General features: G+C 43.6%; 22 protein-coding genes and 1 tRNA gene. 15 read left to right on the top strand and 8 right to left on the bottom strand.

The features are described 5' to 3' along the window. Window positions 1-88: 88 nt before the first annotated feature. The 12 genes from IDJ77_RS01740 (at window position 89) to IDJ77_RS01685 (ending at window position 8,034) form a co-directional block, all read left to right on the top strand. Window positions 89-2,095, top strand: coding sequence for a type IV secretion system DNA-binding domain-containing protein (locus IDJ77_RS01740; protein ID WP_191187199.1), 2,007 nt, complete (start codon window positions 89-91; stop codon window positions 2,093-2,095). Beyond that, window positions 2,076-2,495 carry a hypothetical protein gene (locus IDJ77_RS01735; protein ID WP_191187198.1) on the top strand — a complete coding sequence of 140 codons (420 nt, stop codon included), beginning with the start codon at window positions 2,076-2,078 and terminating at the stop codon, window positions 2,493-2,495. Before IDJ77_RS01740 ends, IDJ77_RS01735 begins: the two co-directional genes overlap by 20 nt. Before the next feature lie 25 nt (window positions 2,496-2,520). Next, entirely contained in the window at window positions 2,521-2,925 is a 405-nt protein-coding gene (locus IDJ77_RS01730; protein ID WP_191187197.1) for a BAR domain-containing protein, read from the top strand. A 19-nt stretch (window positions 2,926-2,944) separates the two neighbouring features. After that, complete coding sequence (locus tag IDJ77_RS01725) at window positions 2,945-3,352, top strand: hypothetical protein (RefSeq protein WP_133230758.1); 408 nt, start codon at window positions 2,945-2,947, stop codon at window positions 3,350-3,352. Next, window positions 3,349-3,834 (top strand): M23 family metallopeptidase, encoded by a 486-nt coding sequence (locus IDJ77_RS01720; protein ID WP_191187196.1) that lies wholly within the window; start codon window positions 3,349-3,351, stop codon window positions 3,832-3,834. The genes IDJ77_RS01725 and IDJ77_RS01720 overlap by 4 nt, the downstream gene beginning before the upstream one ends. Further along, window positions 3,770-4,960 (top strand): zincin-like metallopeptidase domain-containing protein, encoded by a 1,191-nt coding sequence (locus IDJ77_RS01715; RefSeq protein ID WP_191187195.1) that lies wholly within the window; start codon window positions 3,770-3,772, stop codon window positions 4,958-4,960. The genes IDJ77_RS01720 and IDJ77_RS01715 overlap by 65 nt, the downstream gene beginning before the upstream one ends. Window position 4,961: 1 nt before the next feature. Next, window positions 4,962-5,738, top strand: coding sequence for a DUF4099 domain-containing protein (locus tag IDJ77_RS01710; protein WP_191187194.1), 777 nt, complete (start codon window positions 4,962-4,964; stop codon window positions 5,736-5,738). Window positions 5,739-5,806: 68 nt separating this feature from the next. Next, window positions 5,807-6,337, top strand: coding sequence for a hypothetical protein (locus IDJ77_RS01705; protein WP_191187193.1), 531 nt, complete (start codon window positions 5,807-5,809; stop codon window positions 6,335-6,337). Window positions 6,338-6,383: 46 nt separating this feature from the next. After that, on the top strand, window positions 6,384-6,842 hold the full coding sequence (locus tag IDJ77_RS01700; RefSeq protein WP_191187192.1) for a PH domain-containing protein: 459 nt from the start codon (window positions 6,384-6,386) through the stop codon (window positions 6,840-6,842). Window positions 6,843-6,897: 55 nt separating this feature from the next. Next, window positions 6,898-7,200, top strand: a complete 303-nt coding sequence (locus IDJ77_RS01695) for a hypothetical protein (RefSeq protein ID WP_191187191.1) — start codon at window positions 6,898-6,900, stop codon at window positions 7,198-7,200. Between the two features lie 280 nt (window positions 7,201-7,480). Continuing rightward, the gene (locus tag IDJ77_RS01690; protein WP_191187190.1) at window positions 7,481-7,741 is read left to right on the top strand and encodes a helix-turn-helix domain-containing protein; all 261 of its coding nucleotides are present in this window, start codon (window positions 7,481-7,483) and stop codon (window positions 7,739-7,741) included. 5 nt (window positions 7,742-7,746) lie between these two features. After that, on the top strand, window positions 7,747-8,034 hold the full coding sequence (locus tag IDJ77_RS01685) for a hypothetical protein (protein WP_191187189.1): 288 nt from the start codon (window positions 7,747-7,749) through the stop codon (window positions 8,032-8,034). Between the two features lie 305 nt (window positions 8,035-8,339). Here IDJ77_RS01685 and IDJ77_RS01680 read toward each other — a convergent pair whose 3' ends face one another. The 7 genes from IDJ77_RS01680 to IDJ77_RS01650 form a co-directional block, all read right to left on the bottom strand. Next, the gene (locus IDJ77_RS01680; RefSeq protein WP_191187188.1) at window positions 8,340-9,575 is read right to left on the bottom strand and encodes a site-specific integrase; all 1,236 of its coding nucleotides are present in this window, start codon (window positions 9,573-9,575) and stop codon (window positions 8,340-8,342) included. 366 nt (window positions 9,576-9,941) lie between these two features. After that, window positions 9,942-10,029 (bottom strand) — tRNA-Ser (locus IDJ77_RS01675). An 87-nt stretch (window positions 10,030-10,116) separates the two neighbouring features. After that, on the bottom strand, window positions 10,117-11,118 hold the full coding sequence (locus tag IDJ77_RS01670; RefSeq protein ID WP_191187187.1) for a YihY/virulence factor BrkB family protein: 1,002 nt from the start codon (window positions 11,116-11,118) through the stop codon (window positions 10,117-10,119). Between the two features lie 11 nt (window positions 11,119-11,129). Next, a complete protein-coding gene (locus IDJ77_RS01665; RefSeq protein ID WP_191187186.1) occupies window positions 11,130-11,537 on the bottom strand; it encodes an acyl-CoA thioesterase in 408 nt (135 codons plus the stop codon). After that, window positions 11,537-12,592 carry an endolytic transglycosylase MltG gene (gene mltG / locus IDJ77_RS01660; protein ID WP_191187185.1) on the bottom strand — a complete coding sequence of 352 codons (1,056 nt, stop codon included), beginning with the start codon at window positions 12,590-12,592 and terminating at the stop codon, window positions 11,537-11,539. Before mltG ends, IDJ77_RS01665 begins: the two co-directional genes overlap by 1 nt. A 24-nt stretch (window positions 12,593-12,616) precedes the next feature. After that, window positions 12,617-12,922 (bottom strand): rhodanese-like domain-containing protein, encoded by a 306-nt coding sequence (locus tag IDJ77_RS01655; RefSeq protein WP_191187184.1) that lies wholly within the window; start codon window positions 12,920-12,922, stop codon window positions 12,617-12,619. Continuing rightward, on the bottom strand, window positions 12,909-13,700 hold the full coding sequence (locus tag IDJ77_RS01650) for a PASTA domain-containing protein (protein ID WP_191187183.1): 792 nt from the start codon (window positions 13,698-13,700) through the stop codon (window positions 12,909-12,911). The genes IDJ77_RS01655 and IDJ77_RS01650 overlap by 14 nt, the downstream gene beginning before the upstream one ends. Before the next feature lie 191 nt (window positions 13,701-13,891). On the opposite strand from IDJ77_RS01650, the gene IDJ77_RS01645 reads away from it, so the two are divergent. The 3 genes from IDJ77_RS01645 (at window position 13,892) to IDJ77_RS01635 (ending at window position 15,875) form a co-directional block, all read left to right on the top strand. Beyond that, entirely contained in the window at window positions 13,892-14,878 is a 987-nt protein-coding gene (locus tag IDJ77_RS01645; protein WP_191187182.1) for a D-alanine--D-alanine ligase, read from the top strand. 10 nt (window positions 14,879-14,888) lie between these two features. Further along, the gene (locus tag IDJ77_RS01640) at window positions 14,889-15,419 is read left to right on the top strand and encodes a hypothetical protein (protein WP_191187181.1); all 531 of its coding nucleotides are present in this window, start codon (window positions 14,889-14,891) and stop codon (window positions 15,417-15,419) included. 156 nt (window positions 15,420-15,575) lie between these two features. After that, a complete protein-coding gene (locus IDJ77_RS01635; RefSeq protein WP_191187180.1) occupies window positions 15,576-15,875 on the top strand; it encodes a hypothetical protein in 300 nt (99 codons plus the stop codon). Window positions 15,876-15,968: 93 nt separating this feature from the next. Here IDJ77_RS01635 and IDJ77_RS01630 read toward each other — a convergent pair whose 3' ends face one another. After that, window positions 15,969-16,382: an acyl-CoA thioesterase gene (locus IDJ77_RS01630; RefSeq protein ID WP_191187179.1), complete on the bottom strand. Its 414-nt coding sequence runs from the start codon at window positions 16,380-16,382 to the stop codon at window positions 15,969-15,971. Between the last annotated feature and the right edge of the window lie 6 nt (window positions 16,383-16,388).

The following is a 16,388-nucleotide window of genomic DNA, read 5'->3' as shown; positions in this document are numbered from 1 at the left end:
GCGTAAAATATTTTTCATCCGGTTATCGTAAAATCCAAGCTACCCGCTAAAGCCGGTGGCTTTTTTTATTTCTAATTCATTTCATTTTATGGAAGAAACACGGGAGCAGCAAAAACTCCACGGGTTTTTGCAGTGCGCAATCTATTTATCCATTTTACTGGAAGCCTGCATATTCATTTACCACGATGCCCCTATATGGGGCATTTTTCAAACACCGCTTGACAAGATCAGCCATATTTTTATTTTTTCTAAATTGATCTACAGTAAACTGTCGACGTTTGGCCTGATCTGCCTGGTCAGCATCGGTACGCTGGCAAAAAAGAAAACAGACCTCGACCCTAAAAAGCATATTGTTTACCCGCTTGCGCTCGGTCTGTTTTTATTTTTTGGCAGCATCGTTTATCAGGGACGTGCATCGACTCAGGTGTTTAAATATACCACTTGGTTCGACCTGCTGTATATGGTCTGCTCCTTTACAGGGGCGCTCATGGTGAGCGTGGCGATGGATAATATTTCCAAGTTCATTAAATCCGGCTTAGGAAAGGACAAATGGAATACGGAAGCGGAAAGTTTTATGCAGCCGGTCAAGCGAGTAGATACCGCTTATTCGGTCAATATTCCCATGCTTTTTTATTACAATGGAAAAGTACGGAACGGCTGGATCAATATCTGCAATGTGTTCCGTGGCACCATGGTCATCGGCACACCTGGTTCCGGTAAGAGTTTTTCTATAGTCAACCCTTTCATCCGGCAGCTGATCGCTAAAGAGTTTGCGGTTTGCCTGTATGATTTTAAATTTCCCGACCTCGGCCAGATCGCTTATTACCACTACCTGCTCGCCAAACAAAACGGCAAATTAAAAGGCTATGCTTTTCATGTTATCAATCTGAATGATATCGAAAAAAGCCGCCGTATCAATCCCTGGCGGGCTGATTATATCAAATCATTGGCCGATGCTGCAGAAACTGCCGAGGCGTTGGTGGAGGCCTTGAAAAAGGGAGACCGTTCAGGTGGTAGTGACCAATTCTTCACGCAGTCTGCCATCAATTTTCTTGCTTCGTGCGTGTACTTTATGAGCAAGTATAAAGGCGGCATCTATTCCAGTTTTCCCCATGTATTGGCTTTATTGAACCGTTCCTATGAGGAAATATTTAATGCGCTGACCTCTGAACCTGAACTGCGTTCGCTGCTATCACCATTCATGACAGCGTACAACGCCAAGGCCTTCGACCAGTTGGAAGGGCAGATTGGTACGCTGAAGATCTTTATCAGCAGGCTGGCCACAAAGGAAACCTTTTGGGTTTTTTCAGGCAATGATTTTGACTTGAAGATTTCCGCCAAGGACAATCCGGGTATGTTGGTACTCGCTAACGACCCCAATACGCAAAATATCAATTCGGCCTGTTATTCTATCATCATCAACCGGATCACCAAGCTAATCAATACCAAAGGTAACCTGCCATCTGCCTTGATTGTGGATGAGGTGCCAACCTTATTCGTCCACCGGGTGGAAAATCTGATCGCAACGGCCAGATCGAACAAGGTTGCTGTACTGATGGGATTGCAGGAACTGCCGCAATTTAACCAGCAATACGGGAAAGATACCGCAACCACGATTACTGCCGTGGTCGGTACTGTACTCTCAGGTTCTGTGCGAAATAAAGATACCCTGGAGTGGCTGGAGCGCCTGTTCGGAAAATCCAAACAGATCGGTGAGGGCCTGTCAATAGACCGGAATAAAACATCCACATCCCTCAATGAGAAACTGGAGGTGCTGATTCCGGCAGGAAAAATAGCCTCTCTCAATTCGGGTGAAATGGTGGGAATGATCGCGGCCGATGCTCAGGAAAACTACACCGGACAGTTCGAAACCTCCGCCGTGAACTGCCGCATTAATTTGGATATGAAGGAGATCGCCAGGGAAGAAAAAGCCTATAAGCCTTTGCCTGCCTTTTATGATTTCGGGGGAAAGATGGACGAGAAGCTCCGGAGCAATTTCAACCATATCAGTAATGAAATTCAGCAAATGGTAATTGCATTTAAACCACCAACACCCATTAAAGCTACCATGAAGAATGAACGAAGTATCGAATGAAAAACAGTTGCCCGAATTGTTGATGATACACCCTTACTTAAAGGATGATCCTGTAAATAAACAAGGAGAGATCGGCATTATTACAGCCGCCATCCTGAATACGGATGAGTTCTATATAGGATTTGACGACTTCGAAGTTGGCTTATACAGTGCTGACGCCCTGCTCACTTTTAGGGATTCCGGTGGTATTTATGATTTTATGCATAAACATGCGCTGACACTTTCAGTAGACCATTTTAGAGACCTTAAAAATATTGCCTTACTGCTGGACTACGGAACGCTGCCACAACAGCGGACTGCCATGGAAATAGTTCAAAAAAATCCGGGTCTGATAGCAGCGGCATTGGTCACACTGGAAGAAAGTCTCGGCCTTGATCAAGCCTATAAAAGAGGCAGATAAACTCCAAAATATAAAAAAAACAATCATGAATGAGCAAGATACTATTGACTTAATGGTCATGGTCAGCCCGGTCCTGTGGTTATCCGACTTCATGGGCAAGATCGGCATCATTGAACATTCGGACTTCAAGGCGGACGAAATTTGGGTAAGGTTTGAAGATGAAGACGTCGAGCCCTTTTGTTCACACACTTTATTCGTCCTGAGAACTCCCGATGAGTTAAACGAAACAGCGGAAAACAAACAGGCAGCACTGTGGCCGCCTGTACCTGAAAATCTCCGATACCTCGCCGGGTTGCAGGAATCCGGATCGGCCAAAGAGGTAAAACAAGCTTTCGAGCATTTAAACGACGACCCGGAACTTCATCGCTGGGCTACTATCCGGTTGAGCGAAGTCATCGACCATGCGGCAAGGCGCAAGATAGGCAGGTAAATTTTAAAACTTAAACATTATGGCTAATGCAAAATTAAACGGCACCCTCGTGTTGGTGCAGCCGGATCTCGAAAACGACACCGGCACTAAAAAGGGAGAGATCGGCATACTAACCTATGCCCGGTCTGAAAAAGAAAATTATGTAAGCTTTCCCGATGGAGGTGAAGCCTATTATCCTGCAGGCCAGTTAATGATGCTCAAGGATAAACAAGAGATTTTTAATGACCTGACCCAAAATGGCTCGTCCATGCCGCTGGATGATTTTAAGGCCATGTATAAGATCATGCTGTTACAGGATAGGGAAACTTCTCAGGCATTATATTCCGCGCTCGCTATTGCCAACGATCATCCGGGTCTGCAGGAACGGGTATTAGAATCCATTAACCCTGCACAAAAACAAGAACTGGCCAAAACCTACAGCCGATGAAAGTACTGATCAGCTTTTGCCTGGTATGCCTCCCCTTAAAACACCTGCGCATCAATTCCGATTTCGGCTACCGCATCCATCCCCTGACCGGGAGATACACAATGCATGAAGGAATTGACTTCAAGGCCCGCCACGATACGGTGTACGCCATCCTATCAGGTAAAGTAAGATCCACCGGCTATGATGATGGCCTTGGCATCAATATCCGTCTGTCGCATGACGATATCGTATCGGTATACGGTCATCTCAGCCAGGTTTTTGTTGGAGCTCAGCAAACTATCGCAGCCGGTGAGGCCATCGGGATTACCGGCTCAACCGGGCGGGTGACCGGCGAGCACCTGCATTTCAGCATCCGCTACCAAAACAGATTTATCAATCCACTTAAATTTTTATATGAACTGCTAATCAAAAATGAACATGAACGACAAAAATTTCAAACCGCTACCGGTACAGCTTTCCAACAAGCTTATCGCAGAAATTAAGGATGGCAATTCCTTATTTCAAAAACCCGTTAAGGAAAACGGGCTTCCGGCTTTTGTGAAGCCGATCAACCCCACTACGGGTAAAGGCTACAGTGCCATGAACGCTTTAATACTGGGTATGGAACGCCATGACGATCCAAGGTGGATGTCCGCCGATGCTGCCCGTTATGCTGGTACCTGGGTAAAAAAAGATGAAACAGGCACGCTGATCGAATTTCCTAAAACCAACGATATCCAGGCTATCCGGACTGCTGATGGGAAGCCCATTAAAAACGATCAGGGCGTTACGCAAACTAAAACCGTTGAATTCGATAAGCCCCAGCGCGGGCAGGCTTTCCTGTTCAACGGCAGCCAGCTTAAGGACCTGCAACCCTTGGCTGAGTTCCTGAAAAAACAAAACGAGGGACAAACCTTGTCTCCGGTGGAAAGGGCTGAAAAGCTGATCGCCAACAGTATGGCGGTCATCATTCATGGCGGTCAGGAAGCTTATTACGATAAGCAACGGGATGCCATTTTTATGCCTGAAAAGGAAGAATTTGAAAATGAAACCAAGTATTATCAGGCGGCCATCCATCAGCTTGCACACTGGACAGGGCATGAAAGCCGTGAAAAGCGCCCGATGGAAGGCAAGTTTGGCTCCCTGGAATATGCGCGTGAAGAATTGCGCGCGTCCATTGCTGCTATCCTGATCGGTGGTGAGCTTAAGATTGGCCATAATTTCGGTCAGCAGGCTTCATACATGAGCAATTTCGTCAAGCTATTTAAGGACGAGCCATTTGAGATTGCCAAAGCGTCCAGGGATGCCCAAAAGGCGGCTAATTTGTTATTAGGGGTAAATCCTAAACGGGAACAGAAACAAGGGGCCGATACCGCGCAGGGATTTAAAAAGGGCGATGAGATCGCTTACATGGATACCACCTATAAGGTTTTGGAAACCTATAAAACCAAAAGCATTAAAGTGGAAGATGCAGCAGGCACCCGCAAGATCCTAAAACCCGAGTACGGCCTTTACAACTCCCTGTTGGAAGCTAAATACAACCCGAGAGAACCGGAAATGGCTGAAGAACAAGGACAGGAACAAGAGCAGGGTCAGGAACAAAGTAACACTTATAAAGTAGGCAGATAAAATGAACCTCCTGAATTTTAAAGAAGAAGACCTTCCGATCAAGGATCTGGAGACCATCGGGCTGGCCGCAGGCGGTCAGCTGTTATTGAACGTGGATGATCTGAAAGCGCTTCTTTCAGGTCGCCGCACAAGTTTGCTGGAATTGCACGACCTCGAAGCAGAGAACATCAAGATCAAATCCCTTAACGCCAAAATTTCGTTACAGCCGAATGAGGCCGGAAAGATCGACCTGATCATACATCCCATTTACCGCAGGGCGGTAACACCCGATTTTCTGGATGATAACGAAGCGCAGCAATTGCAAAAGGGCGAAGTTGCCAGCTTATTGAAAACCACGCTTGATAACCATGGCAACAAAAAGGAAATGTTGATCGAATATGATCCGGAAACAAAGGAATACATCGTATCGGATACCGAGAAGATCCTGGCACCGGATATGGTTAACAACGAATTTTTGACCGCGGCACAAAAGGAAAACTACCGTAAAGGCAAGGAAGTACAGATAGCAGACGGTACGAAGTTCGCTTACTCCGGGGTCGACCATCACGGTGTTCGCGCCAACAAACTGGCGCTGATCGCTTCCATTATGATCGATGGCGGTGTAAGCTATATGGTGTATAAGGGGCTCAATGCATTGTTTAATCAAAAACACGATCAAATAGCTGCTGAAAAATTAAGCCCCGGTTATCATCATGCCATGAAGGATGTCGAAAACCAGCGGCCATTTGTACCTAATCAGGCCACCCGTTCATACACGAGAAGCGGCGGCACACGCTGATGCACGACTATTTATCGAGGCTTGGCGTTCCACCGGAACTCCAGGCCTTTTTTAACGCAGGCCAAGATTTGTCTTTCGACTATGGCGACGAGCGTGAGCATTTCGCAGAGGGTTTTCATATCATACCGACCACCCGTCATCTATGGGTGGCCGGTAATGATAGCGCTTTAGAGGTGATCGTTTCTTACTCAGTTATGGAGGCGATGGCGTTCCTGACCATAAATCGTGTCCGCTATCCGAAGCCCGAACAGCTATTATTTATTGCAATAGGTATCCGGTTGCATACCGAACAATCTACCTGGATCAGGCAACGCCTGCGCAAGCGAAAGTTTACGCTGGTATTCGGTAGCGACCTCATTGGTCACATTACAGATATCAAATTCACAGCTGCGATAAAAAATCTACCAATTCGTATAGCACATGAGAAACATCAGGTGCTGATCTATTGCCAGGAACAATCACGGTCGTTTGAAGATGAGTATATCAGCCTGCACCAATTCAGGCTTGCCTATGGGATCCGTGCCAACATCCGTACGCGTAAACCAACGCAATCCTCATCATTTTTAGAGCAATTAAAGCAGGATGCCCTGATAAAGTAACCGGGTTAATCTTGCTGGTCAATTTTTACTATTAAATTTAACCATTATGATACAGAACGATGATATTCTTTTAAAACCTCAATTATTGTTTGCCTTTTTAAAAACTCTGCCACTGATTTTGTTAGGGCTTACCTTTCTTTTACTGGCTTGGTTCCTTTCACCTTATTTTATTTTATTCAGCATCGGCGGTTGCGGTGCCGCGTGGTACCGGCTACTCTATATCCGTAGCTTCAAGTATTTAATTACCGCTGAGTACATCCGCATTACTTACGGCATATTCTTGAAGCGAACTGACCAGGTGGAGATGTACCGGGTAAAAGACTATACGATTAGCCAATCATTTATTTTGCAGGTTTTTAAGCTGATGCATCTGACTTTGATCACTACCGATATCAACAACCAGGCCGTTCAATTGGAGGGAATACCTGAGTCTACAATTATTGATACGATCCGTGAAAGGGTGCTACAGGCCCGTCATAATAACAATATTTATGAACTAAATTGAAAAAACAATTGGAGTTTACTAACTAAATTAGTAATTTTAATTAATAATTTTTACCATGAAAGCGATCGTACGTAACGTTTTATTGGCCTGTTTGATCTCGACATTTGCGTTTTTTGGTGCAATAGGTAACAGGCATACAAAGCAAGCTGCTCTTACGGCAACAGTTGCCAAACAACCCGTGCCGTTTATTACTGAAGCTCAGAAGGAAACTTTTACCTGTTTAGGTGTTGCTTTTTTAGCGTGGGTGCTTTGTTTTTGGAGATGTAGTGTGATTAACCGCAGGCTTAATCAGGAGCGAGAATACAAGCAGCGTTTTACTGAATATTCACGCACATCTTCATTTCATCGACAATGCTGATTGGATGAATATTAATTATTAATTTGCACGATCTAAAAGCAGGCGACCTGCCTGCATTTGTGATAAGGTTTAGGTTAAAATCCCCTGGCGGCGAGCGTTCAGGGGATTTTTATTTTAAGCCTGTCCATCTCATTTCCTTTACGTGAGTTAACCCAAATTCGAACAGCTGATAAACCAGTCTGTATGCGAAGCTCATATTAATAATGGTTTTATGAAACCTAATCTCCCTAAGGACGAACCGCATTACCCGTTCGCTCATATCATCATCTAATTAATTTTCATGTTTTCAGAAATTATCACCAAAGATGATTTAGAAGCATTTCGACGATCATTACTTAATGACATTCAGGATCTGTTGGCCAACAAAAAGCCGGAGAGCAAAGAATGGCTCAGATGTGCCGATGTTCGGAGGCTCCTCAAAGTTTCCACAGGCACAGTCCAAAAATTACGAATCAGCGGAAAACTTAAATCCAGAAAAATCGGGGGGATGCATTTTTACAAACTTGCTGACATTGAAAATATGCTCAGCGGTAAAGGTTAATAACTATGAAGCAAGAGCAATCAACGCCCTTATTACTGTATTCAAAAATAGCCGAAGATCCGCGCGTCAATGTTTGGCACATCAGTTTGTATACTTTTATTCTTTCGCTTTGGCACGAAAGTGGTTACAAAAAGCAAATAAAGGTTTCGCGGAAACAGCTGATGAAAGGGGCTCACTTTGGTAGTATAACTACCTATCATAAGTGTATCAGCAAACTTAAAGAACTTGAATATATTACTTATTTGCCAACTTATGACTCTTACCAGGGCAGTGTTATTGAGTTGAATACGTAGGCCACCAGATAACCTGTAGATATCCTAATTTACTGCCTGCTTTGCAGACATCTGTATTTTTATAAGGTACATTCTCTATTACAATAAACACTATTTACAGGCAGCATTCTTCTTTGCTTTACTGCCTGTAAATAGTGTTCCAACTCGTCAGCACTTTCTGCTAAACTTCCTTTCCTTGCCGTTCCAGGCAAACCGTTCCCAGCCATTATTCTCCCATTATGTTTCCATCTCACGCTTTTTAAACAGTGAATTTATAGGCGACGATGTACCATAAACCAGTCTAATTCTATACCTCTCCAAATCCTTTAATTATCCTTATAGTTTTTTCCCATCAAGCTGTCTTCCAGTAAAAGCATGTCTTTACTTACCTTGTAATTTTGCATTTTAGCATAATGTTGAGTCTGTCTTATGGAAGAGTGGCCGAGCATTTTTGATACTGATTCCATCGGAACGCCATTATTGAGTGTAACTGTCGTCGCAAACGTATGACGTGCTATGTGAAAAGTCAGTTCCTCCTTTATTCCGCATGTATCTGCTATTTCTTTTAAATAAGCATTCATTTTTTGATTAGTCAAAACAGGAAGCGCAGCATCAGTGTCGACGCATTTGCTATGATTACTGTATCGGGCTAAAATTTTTCGTGCTTGAGCTAATAAGGGTAGGTGAGAGGCTGAGCTCGTTTTTTGGCGATTAATAAATATCCATTCTTTATCATCTATACCGGTTTTTATATCAGAACGTTTTAAATTTTTCACATCAGCATAGGCGAGGCCTGTATAACAGCTAAAAACGAAAATATCTCTCACTAAAGAGAGTCGTTCGGCATCGAATTTTTTTTCCATGACCCTCTTTAGTTCCGCCTCTGTAAGCGCGATTTTTTCGACTGCTTTTTTTGTCAATTTAAAGTTGGCGAAAGGATCGCCCGGTAGCCACCGGTTTTTTACGCAGATCAACACTACCTTTTTGAAATTGGCCAGGTATTTCATGGTTGAGTTATGATTACATTTTCTGACAGTTTTTAACCAAAAAGCGTACTGCGAAATAAATTCATGATCTAATTCTTTGATCGGTTTATCTTCCACCTTATACATCCATCTGATAAAATCCCTTGTATGTTGCTTAGAGATCTCGTAACGGCCGATCGTTCCTGGAGCGAAGTCTATACCCTCCAAAGCTTTCATTTGATCATTGTGGTGTTTAAATACTTCAAGAATCATCCTCTGTTTTTCTACATTTCCGAGTAAGATATCTTTGATACCTTGTGCGGAGGTGATACTATCAGAATAATTAATAATCCGTTTTACATGATAAACATGTTGTTCGAAGGAATCGAGATACTGATTTAGTTCTTTCGACGCTTCCTTTGTACCGATAGCTCTCCCTGTATGGGCGTTCCACCTCAATATTTCACACCTGCGCTTGGTAGACAACTCGACAGCTTTACCGTCCACGGTAATTTTCACATAAATGAATCTGTTGTCCTCTTGCTTGTTTTTAGTTTGCTTCAAAAAGAAGATTAACCCAAATGTTTTTTCTAACATAACTTGTAAATAAAAGTTAAACAAAAATACGTTTAAGCCATTTTTCAAACAAGATGTCCATGTTGTAAACATGCTGTTATTCAAATGGTTATAAGCCATTCGTAGAGTCTTTTTGTTTTTTTGCCTGATTTTTAAAAGACTCTACGAATGACGCATTAGAGTTTTGCGATTATATGCGAGTTTTGGTAGGTATTGGAAAAGAAAAAGCCCCATAATTTCACAATTACGGGGCTTTTTACACTTTTAAAATGCTTCTGGCGGAGAGTTAGGATTCGTAAAATGTCCCTCTACGCTTTACTGACACTGTTTTTGGCAATTTTTAAGGAACTACGCTACGAATGACGCAGTTTCTTTTGTTTTGCCTTTTGGCGGAGAGCTAGGGATTCGAACCCCAGGACCTGTTACAGTCAACAGTTTTCAAGACTGCCGCAATCGACCACTCTGCCAGCTCTCCGGGGACAAAAGTACAAATCCGGGCCGAATTGCCAAACCCGATGTTAACTTTTTTTAAATTACTTGTAAACTCCTGTACGCCATTGGTTTATTTGTGCGGAGTGTTGGTTTTTGCTTGCGAAACGGCTGTTTTCGGCGCCCTGAAGCTGTTATACCGTGGTTTAACAATGCGTATATTCCGCTTGGAAAGGTCTACACTGGCGTTTAATTCAAAACCAATAAGCAGGATAAGCGAATTTAAATACAGGTAGATCATCACTACGATGAGCGTGCCAATAGAGCCGTAAACCTTATTGTACGATGAGAAATTGTTGGTGTAGTAGGTAAACCCGATAGAAGTTAATATAGCCAGCGAGGTGGCCAAAATAGAGCCCGGGTTGATAAACTTCCACTTGCGTTTGTTGGATGGGCCATAGCGGTATAGTATGCAGATGCTCACAAAAAATATGGCCAGGATAATTATCCAGCGCGATAACGCGATCAGGTAAAACCAATAGTGGGAATTGTGGTAAAATTTATCCTGTATAAAACCTATAACTGCCTGGCCGGCTATCATAATTACGATGGCTATAAGCAGTGCAATACTTATAACTACGGTAAGTAAAAGCGCTATGGCCCGCCTTTTAAGCCAGGTGCGGGTCTCTAATATCAGCGACGACTTGTTAAATGCCTGCATCAGGTTGCTCACACCATTTGTAGCAAAGTACAAAGCTGTTATAAATCCAACGGAAAGCAATTTGCCGTTTTGTATGCTAACGATATCCACAATAGTAGAGTGGAATGCTGCGTACGCATTAGCTGGCATTATCATGGCGAATAAATCAAGCAGTTTGTCCTGGAATTTATCTACCGGGATATAGGCTATCAGCGTAAATAAAAATATAATAGCCGGGAACAGCGCCAGCATAAAGTTGTAGGCAAGTGCGGCCGCACGGTTGTTAAGAGATGTTTTTTGAATTTCTTCGATAAAGAAAACAACCACCGTATATAACGGCAGGGGCCTGAAACCAGGGATGTACACGGATTTTGCCCAATCGGTTATGTAGTGGTAAAACTTAAAATGGCTTAAAAAGCGGTGTATCCATTTCATTATGGATAAAATTACTCAAAAAAAGGCTTTAATTTATCAATAAATTCCTGTGGTGGCAGGCATGGGCGGTTAGTTTTCATGTTGATGAAAGCCAAAAGCGTTTCGCCAATGTGGATCAGCTCCTGTTTTTCGTTAACCAATTCGTACTTAAAATGAATTTTTACACCCGGCATTTTCGCCATCGAAACATTGATGGTGATCTCCTCATCGTACCGGGCTGGTTTAAGGTATTTGCAGTTCAACTCCAGTACGGGCATCATAATGCCCGATGCTTCCATACCCGCATAGGTTAAGCCAAGGCTGCGCAGCATTTCTACACGGCCCACTTCAAAGAACTCGGCATAGTTGCCGTAATACATATAACCCATCTGGTCGGTTTCACCGTAGCGCACCCGTAGTTTAGTAGCGTACTGAAACATTAGCGGTAAATGTGCCTTTGGTTTAACGCCTGCTGGAATTTACGCGCGTTTATTTGGTGCTGCGCCTCGTTATTGGCAAAGTTGTGGTAGCCCGAAAAATCTTCCTTGGCGCACATGTACAGGTAGTCGTTATGCTGATAATCCAATACCGAATTGATAGCGTTTATAGATGGCATCATGATAGGCCCGGGCGGCAGGCCTGCGTACATATAAGTATTGTACGGCGAATCCTTCATCAGATCTTTCCTCAGCACGCGTTTTATGGTAAAATCGCCTACAGCGAATATTACGGTAGGGTCGGTTTCCAGTTTCATGCCTTTTTTAAGGCGGTTAAGGTATAAACCGGCTACGGCAGGCATATCATCATCGTGCAGGGCTTCGGCATCCACAACGGCGGCTAAGATAGATACCTGCTGTTGCGTAAGGTTAATGGCTGCGGCTTTGGCTTTGCGTTCGGGCGTCCAAAATTTTTGGTAATTGGCATACATCCGCTCAAAGAATTTCTCGGGCGTAGTGTTCCAGTAAAACTCGTACGAATTGGGGAGGAACATGGTATAAACGTTCTCGGTGGTAAAGCCGTATTTCTCTACAAAAGCGGCAGAATCAAGCAGGCGCAGCATCGCTACCGAATCCGGCTCCAGTTTTTTGGCCAGGAAACCCGCAAATTGCTCTTTTAACCTGATGTTGTGGATGGCCAGCTTTACCGGCTCCTGGTTACCGCTTTTCAGCATATTAATGAGGCTCCGGTTGCTCATGCCCGATTTTAGGCGGTATTTACCCGACTTAACCCGGTTTACATAATTCATGTTATGGGCGGCCCACATAAAAGTGGTGGTATCCTTCACAATGCCCTTATCTATAATAATTTTATAAACGTCGTGGAAGTCGGAGCCTGTGCGGATGTAAAGGTATTCCTGCTTATCGCTTACATTGGGGCCAAAGTAACGCAGGTAATAAAATACGCCCGTGCCGGCAAGCGACAAGATAATAATGACTACCAGCGCGATGATGAATTTTTTTAATGTCCCGCCCGAAGGCTTTTTTTGTTCTGACATAGAAGATATGTTGGGAGATGTGTTTTACTTGTTGTTTAATTTTTGCAAAGCTATTAATCCGCCTTTTAAATTCAGCACATTTTGGTAGCCTAAACCGCTTAAAATACCCTGCGCATTATCGCTGCGGATACCTGCGCTACAAATAACGATTATCTCATCAGTTTTGTTGTAATTAACCAGGTTGATATTGGCCGCGAGTTGGGATACGGGTATATTTAACCCGCCTATATTAAAGGTTGCAAATTCAATTTTTTGCCTTACATCCAGCAGGTTTATTATTTCGCCATTATTTAAACGCTGCTGCAGGGTAGCAGCATCAATTTGGCTCATTGGTTTTTTGCCCTTGTGAAACAGTAAGGTTTATGCGCGTGCCAATACTGGTTTGGCTCAGCGAATCTGATTTCATGGGAGATTGGCCCACTACAATAACGTTGGTAGAATCGGTAATGCTGCCCTCATAGGTGATGGTACCGATAGTTAAACCCGCACCCCTGATGGAAAATTTGGCAGCATCCAGGTCCAGGTTGATCAGTTCGGGGATGTCTACTTCGCTGGCACCTTCACCGTTGCCCAGTACCAGGTCTAAACGCGAACCTTTTGGCAGTTTGGTGCCGGGTTTTATCACCTGGCCGTTAAATTTAACTTCAAGTACCCGGTCGCGGGCTATATCGCTGCGGTAAATGGTGTCACCCACCTTAAGGCCATAATTGGATAGGGTGGCCACCGCTTCGCGGTAAATGCTTTGTTCGGTTATCAGATCTGGCAGCGCTACTGGCGGTGCCTGCTGGGTAATCATGGTGAGGTATATGGTACGGCCTTCTTTTACGTTGGTGCCTGCATCCGGGTCCTGCTCCACGATGGTGCCGGGTGTTTGATCGGGTACGTAAACGGAATCTATTTTATAATTAAACCCTTGTTCTTTAAGGGCGGCCATGGCTTTATCTACGTCAAGTCCTTTCAGTTGCGGTACGGGGATGCCGCTACCATGGCGGGTGTAGTAACCGAGGCTGAAGAAGGCGATGAGCACAATACCAATGACGGTGGATATTACCAATAAAACCGTATTTCTGAATTGCCTTGATTTTAAATAAGACCCGAATTTACTCATACCTGGTGATGCGATATTAAACTCAAACATAGGCTAAAAATTTTAGAAATAAAGTCCGAAAGTCGGAAAAGTCCGAAAGTCAGTAATATGTGTTTTGCAAAAGGTGCAATCGGCACACTGGTTTAGCTTTTCCTTACGGACTTTCCGACTTACGGACTTGCGGACTACCAAAAAAAACTATCTTTGGCTACATGAAAACCATAAACGTAGCCCTTTTGGCCGGGGGATTTTCCGGCGAATATGCAGTATCGCTCAACAGCGCAAAAAATATAGCCGCAAATCTTGGCACTCTCGAAAAATATAAGGTGTACACCATCCTTATCAACCGCGATAGCTGGGTTTACGATAATAATGGGGAAACGCTGGCGGTAGATAAGAACGATTTCAGCATTACCCTGAACGGCGAAAAAGTGAAATTCGATTTTGCATTCATCACCGTGCACGGTACCCCGGGCGAGGACGGCAAACTGCAGGGCTATTTTGATATGATGGGCATCCCGTACAATACCTGCGACGCCACCACATCTGCCATCACCATGAACAAGGCATACACCAAAGCTATTGTGAACGGTATCCACGGTTTACATACTGCCAAATCGATGCAGCTGCATCAGCGCGATATGCACGATACGGCTACCATTGCATCGGCATTAAAATTTCCGCTGTTCATCAAGCCGAACAATGGCGGAAGCAGCGTAGGCATGAGCAAAGTACACAACGTAGGCGGCCTGCAGGATGCGCTTGATAAAGCCTTCCATGAAGATTCGCAAATATTAGTAGAAGAGTTTATAAAAGGCCGCGAGTTTAGCATAGGAATAGCCCGCTTAAAAGGCAAAATTACGGTACTGCCCGCTACCGAACTGATCACCACCAAGGAGTTTTTTGATTACGAGGCCAAATACAGCCCCGGTTTTACCGAAGAAATTACCCCTGCCGATCTGCCCGCCGAAAAGGTGCACGAGATTGGCGAAATAGTTACCCGGGTTTACATACGCCTTAACTGCCGCGGTATGGTGCGGGTAGATTTTATACTGCTGGAAGGCACGCAGGATTTTTACTTTATCGAGGTAAACACAACCCCCGGGCAATCATCTGCCAGTTTGATACCGCAGCAGGTACGCGCTGCCGGCATGAGCGTGCCGGAGTTTTATAGCGAGCTGATAGAAGGGGCAATGTAATAATAAAACAATGTCCTTAGAAAATCTATTAGCAATTTCTTCAACAGTTTTGACGCTGGTAGCTATTATAGTGGCTCTCTTCGCCAATTACTATTCCAACAAGAATAACAAGCAGCAGCTTCGTGTTAAAAACTTGGAGGAATTATTTGAGGTAATTCAATCTTTGAGTAAATTCTACAACAGATTTAAAAATTTGTATTGCTTTGTTTTAGTTCTAAGAGACCCAACTAATAAAGATATACAAACCCGAAATCAATATTTCGCTGAAAGGGACAAATACATTTCAGAAAATGAATGGGAACAAATAAATAGATATTTATCGAGGATAGAAGTTTTGACTGCTTGTTATACCGATGGTGCTTTGAAGTCGAAACTACTTAATTATGAAAAACTCATGTATTCATTTGCAGACTTTATTTTCAATTCTGGAAATTTCCAACACGAATTATATTGGAAAAATGGGTATCCCAATTTCGATGAGTTTTATTTGATATTGAAGGACCTAAAGGAAGATATCGTTTCTGAAATAAAAGGCGAATAGGATTTTGTTAGCCTAAGCCGTTAAATTCATTTTATTAATCATAAGTTCATTTATTGGTATAAATATTGTTGGGATATAGTTTCACTTTTAAATAGCTCATTTGTAACTATTTGAAGCGCCCGAGCGTCCTATTTACCGTAAAAACTTACAGAAACCATGAAGATCCTGAAAAACAGCGCCCGTAAATTGAATAACGCTCTCACCATGAGCGTTATCAACCTGCACGACCAGGGGTACATCCATGATTTTTTGCCGATGCAAAACCAGCATTTCCTATGCCTGCAGGATAGTGTGGATTTTGATATCTCCGATCTGAATATAAAGGTGATGGCCCAGGGCTTCGATCAGTTAACCAAAACCCACAAGTATATCCACACCATCGAAACCATTAACGGTTCTAAAGGCTTACTGGTAAGCGATGTGAATTGCTGCGGGGACGCGATACTGGCGAATTAGGAGAAGTAATATCGAATAATGAATTTCCAATATCGAATGATGAAGTATTCAACTTCGTAATCATCATTCGATATTCGGTGTTTGATATTGAAATTATATCCCGTAATGCTCAATCACATCCTCGGGCACCTTAGTACCACGGCCGGTGGCCATATCAATCATTACGTAATCGAAGTAGCCATCGCAGCAAACCTTTTTGGTGGCTTTGTTGGTAATGGTGAACGCTACCCTGCAACCTTTATCGTTGATGCTTTCGATGCCGGTACGCACTGAAAAATAATCGCCCATTTTAAGGGCGCGTTTGTAGTCCATATACACCGTGCGCACCACCCAGCCAAAGCCGCGTTCCATAAATTTCTCCATGGCCATACCGTAGCAGGTTTCCATTTGCTCATAACGGGCAGCCAGCACGTAATCAAAATACTTGCTGTTATGCACATGCTGAAACATGTCGATATCATCGGGGCGTACGCGGTGCTCGGTTTGGAAAGTGGAGTAGGTGGGCATTAAGTA

The sequence above is a fragment of the Mucilaginibacter pankratovii genome, from assembly GCF_014773265.1.
GTDB lineage: Bacteria > Bacteroidota > Bacteroidia > Sphingobacteriales > Sphingobacteriaceae > Mucilaginibacter > Mucilaginibacter pankratovii.
This window is presented reverse-complemented; position numbering and strand designations above follow the sequence as displayed.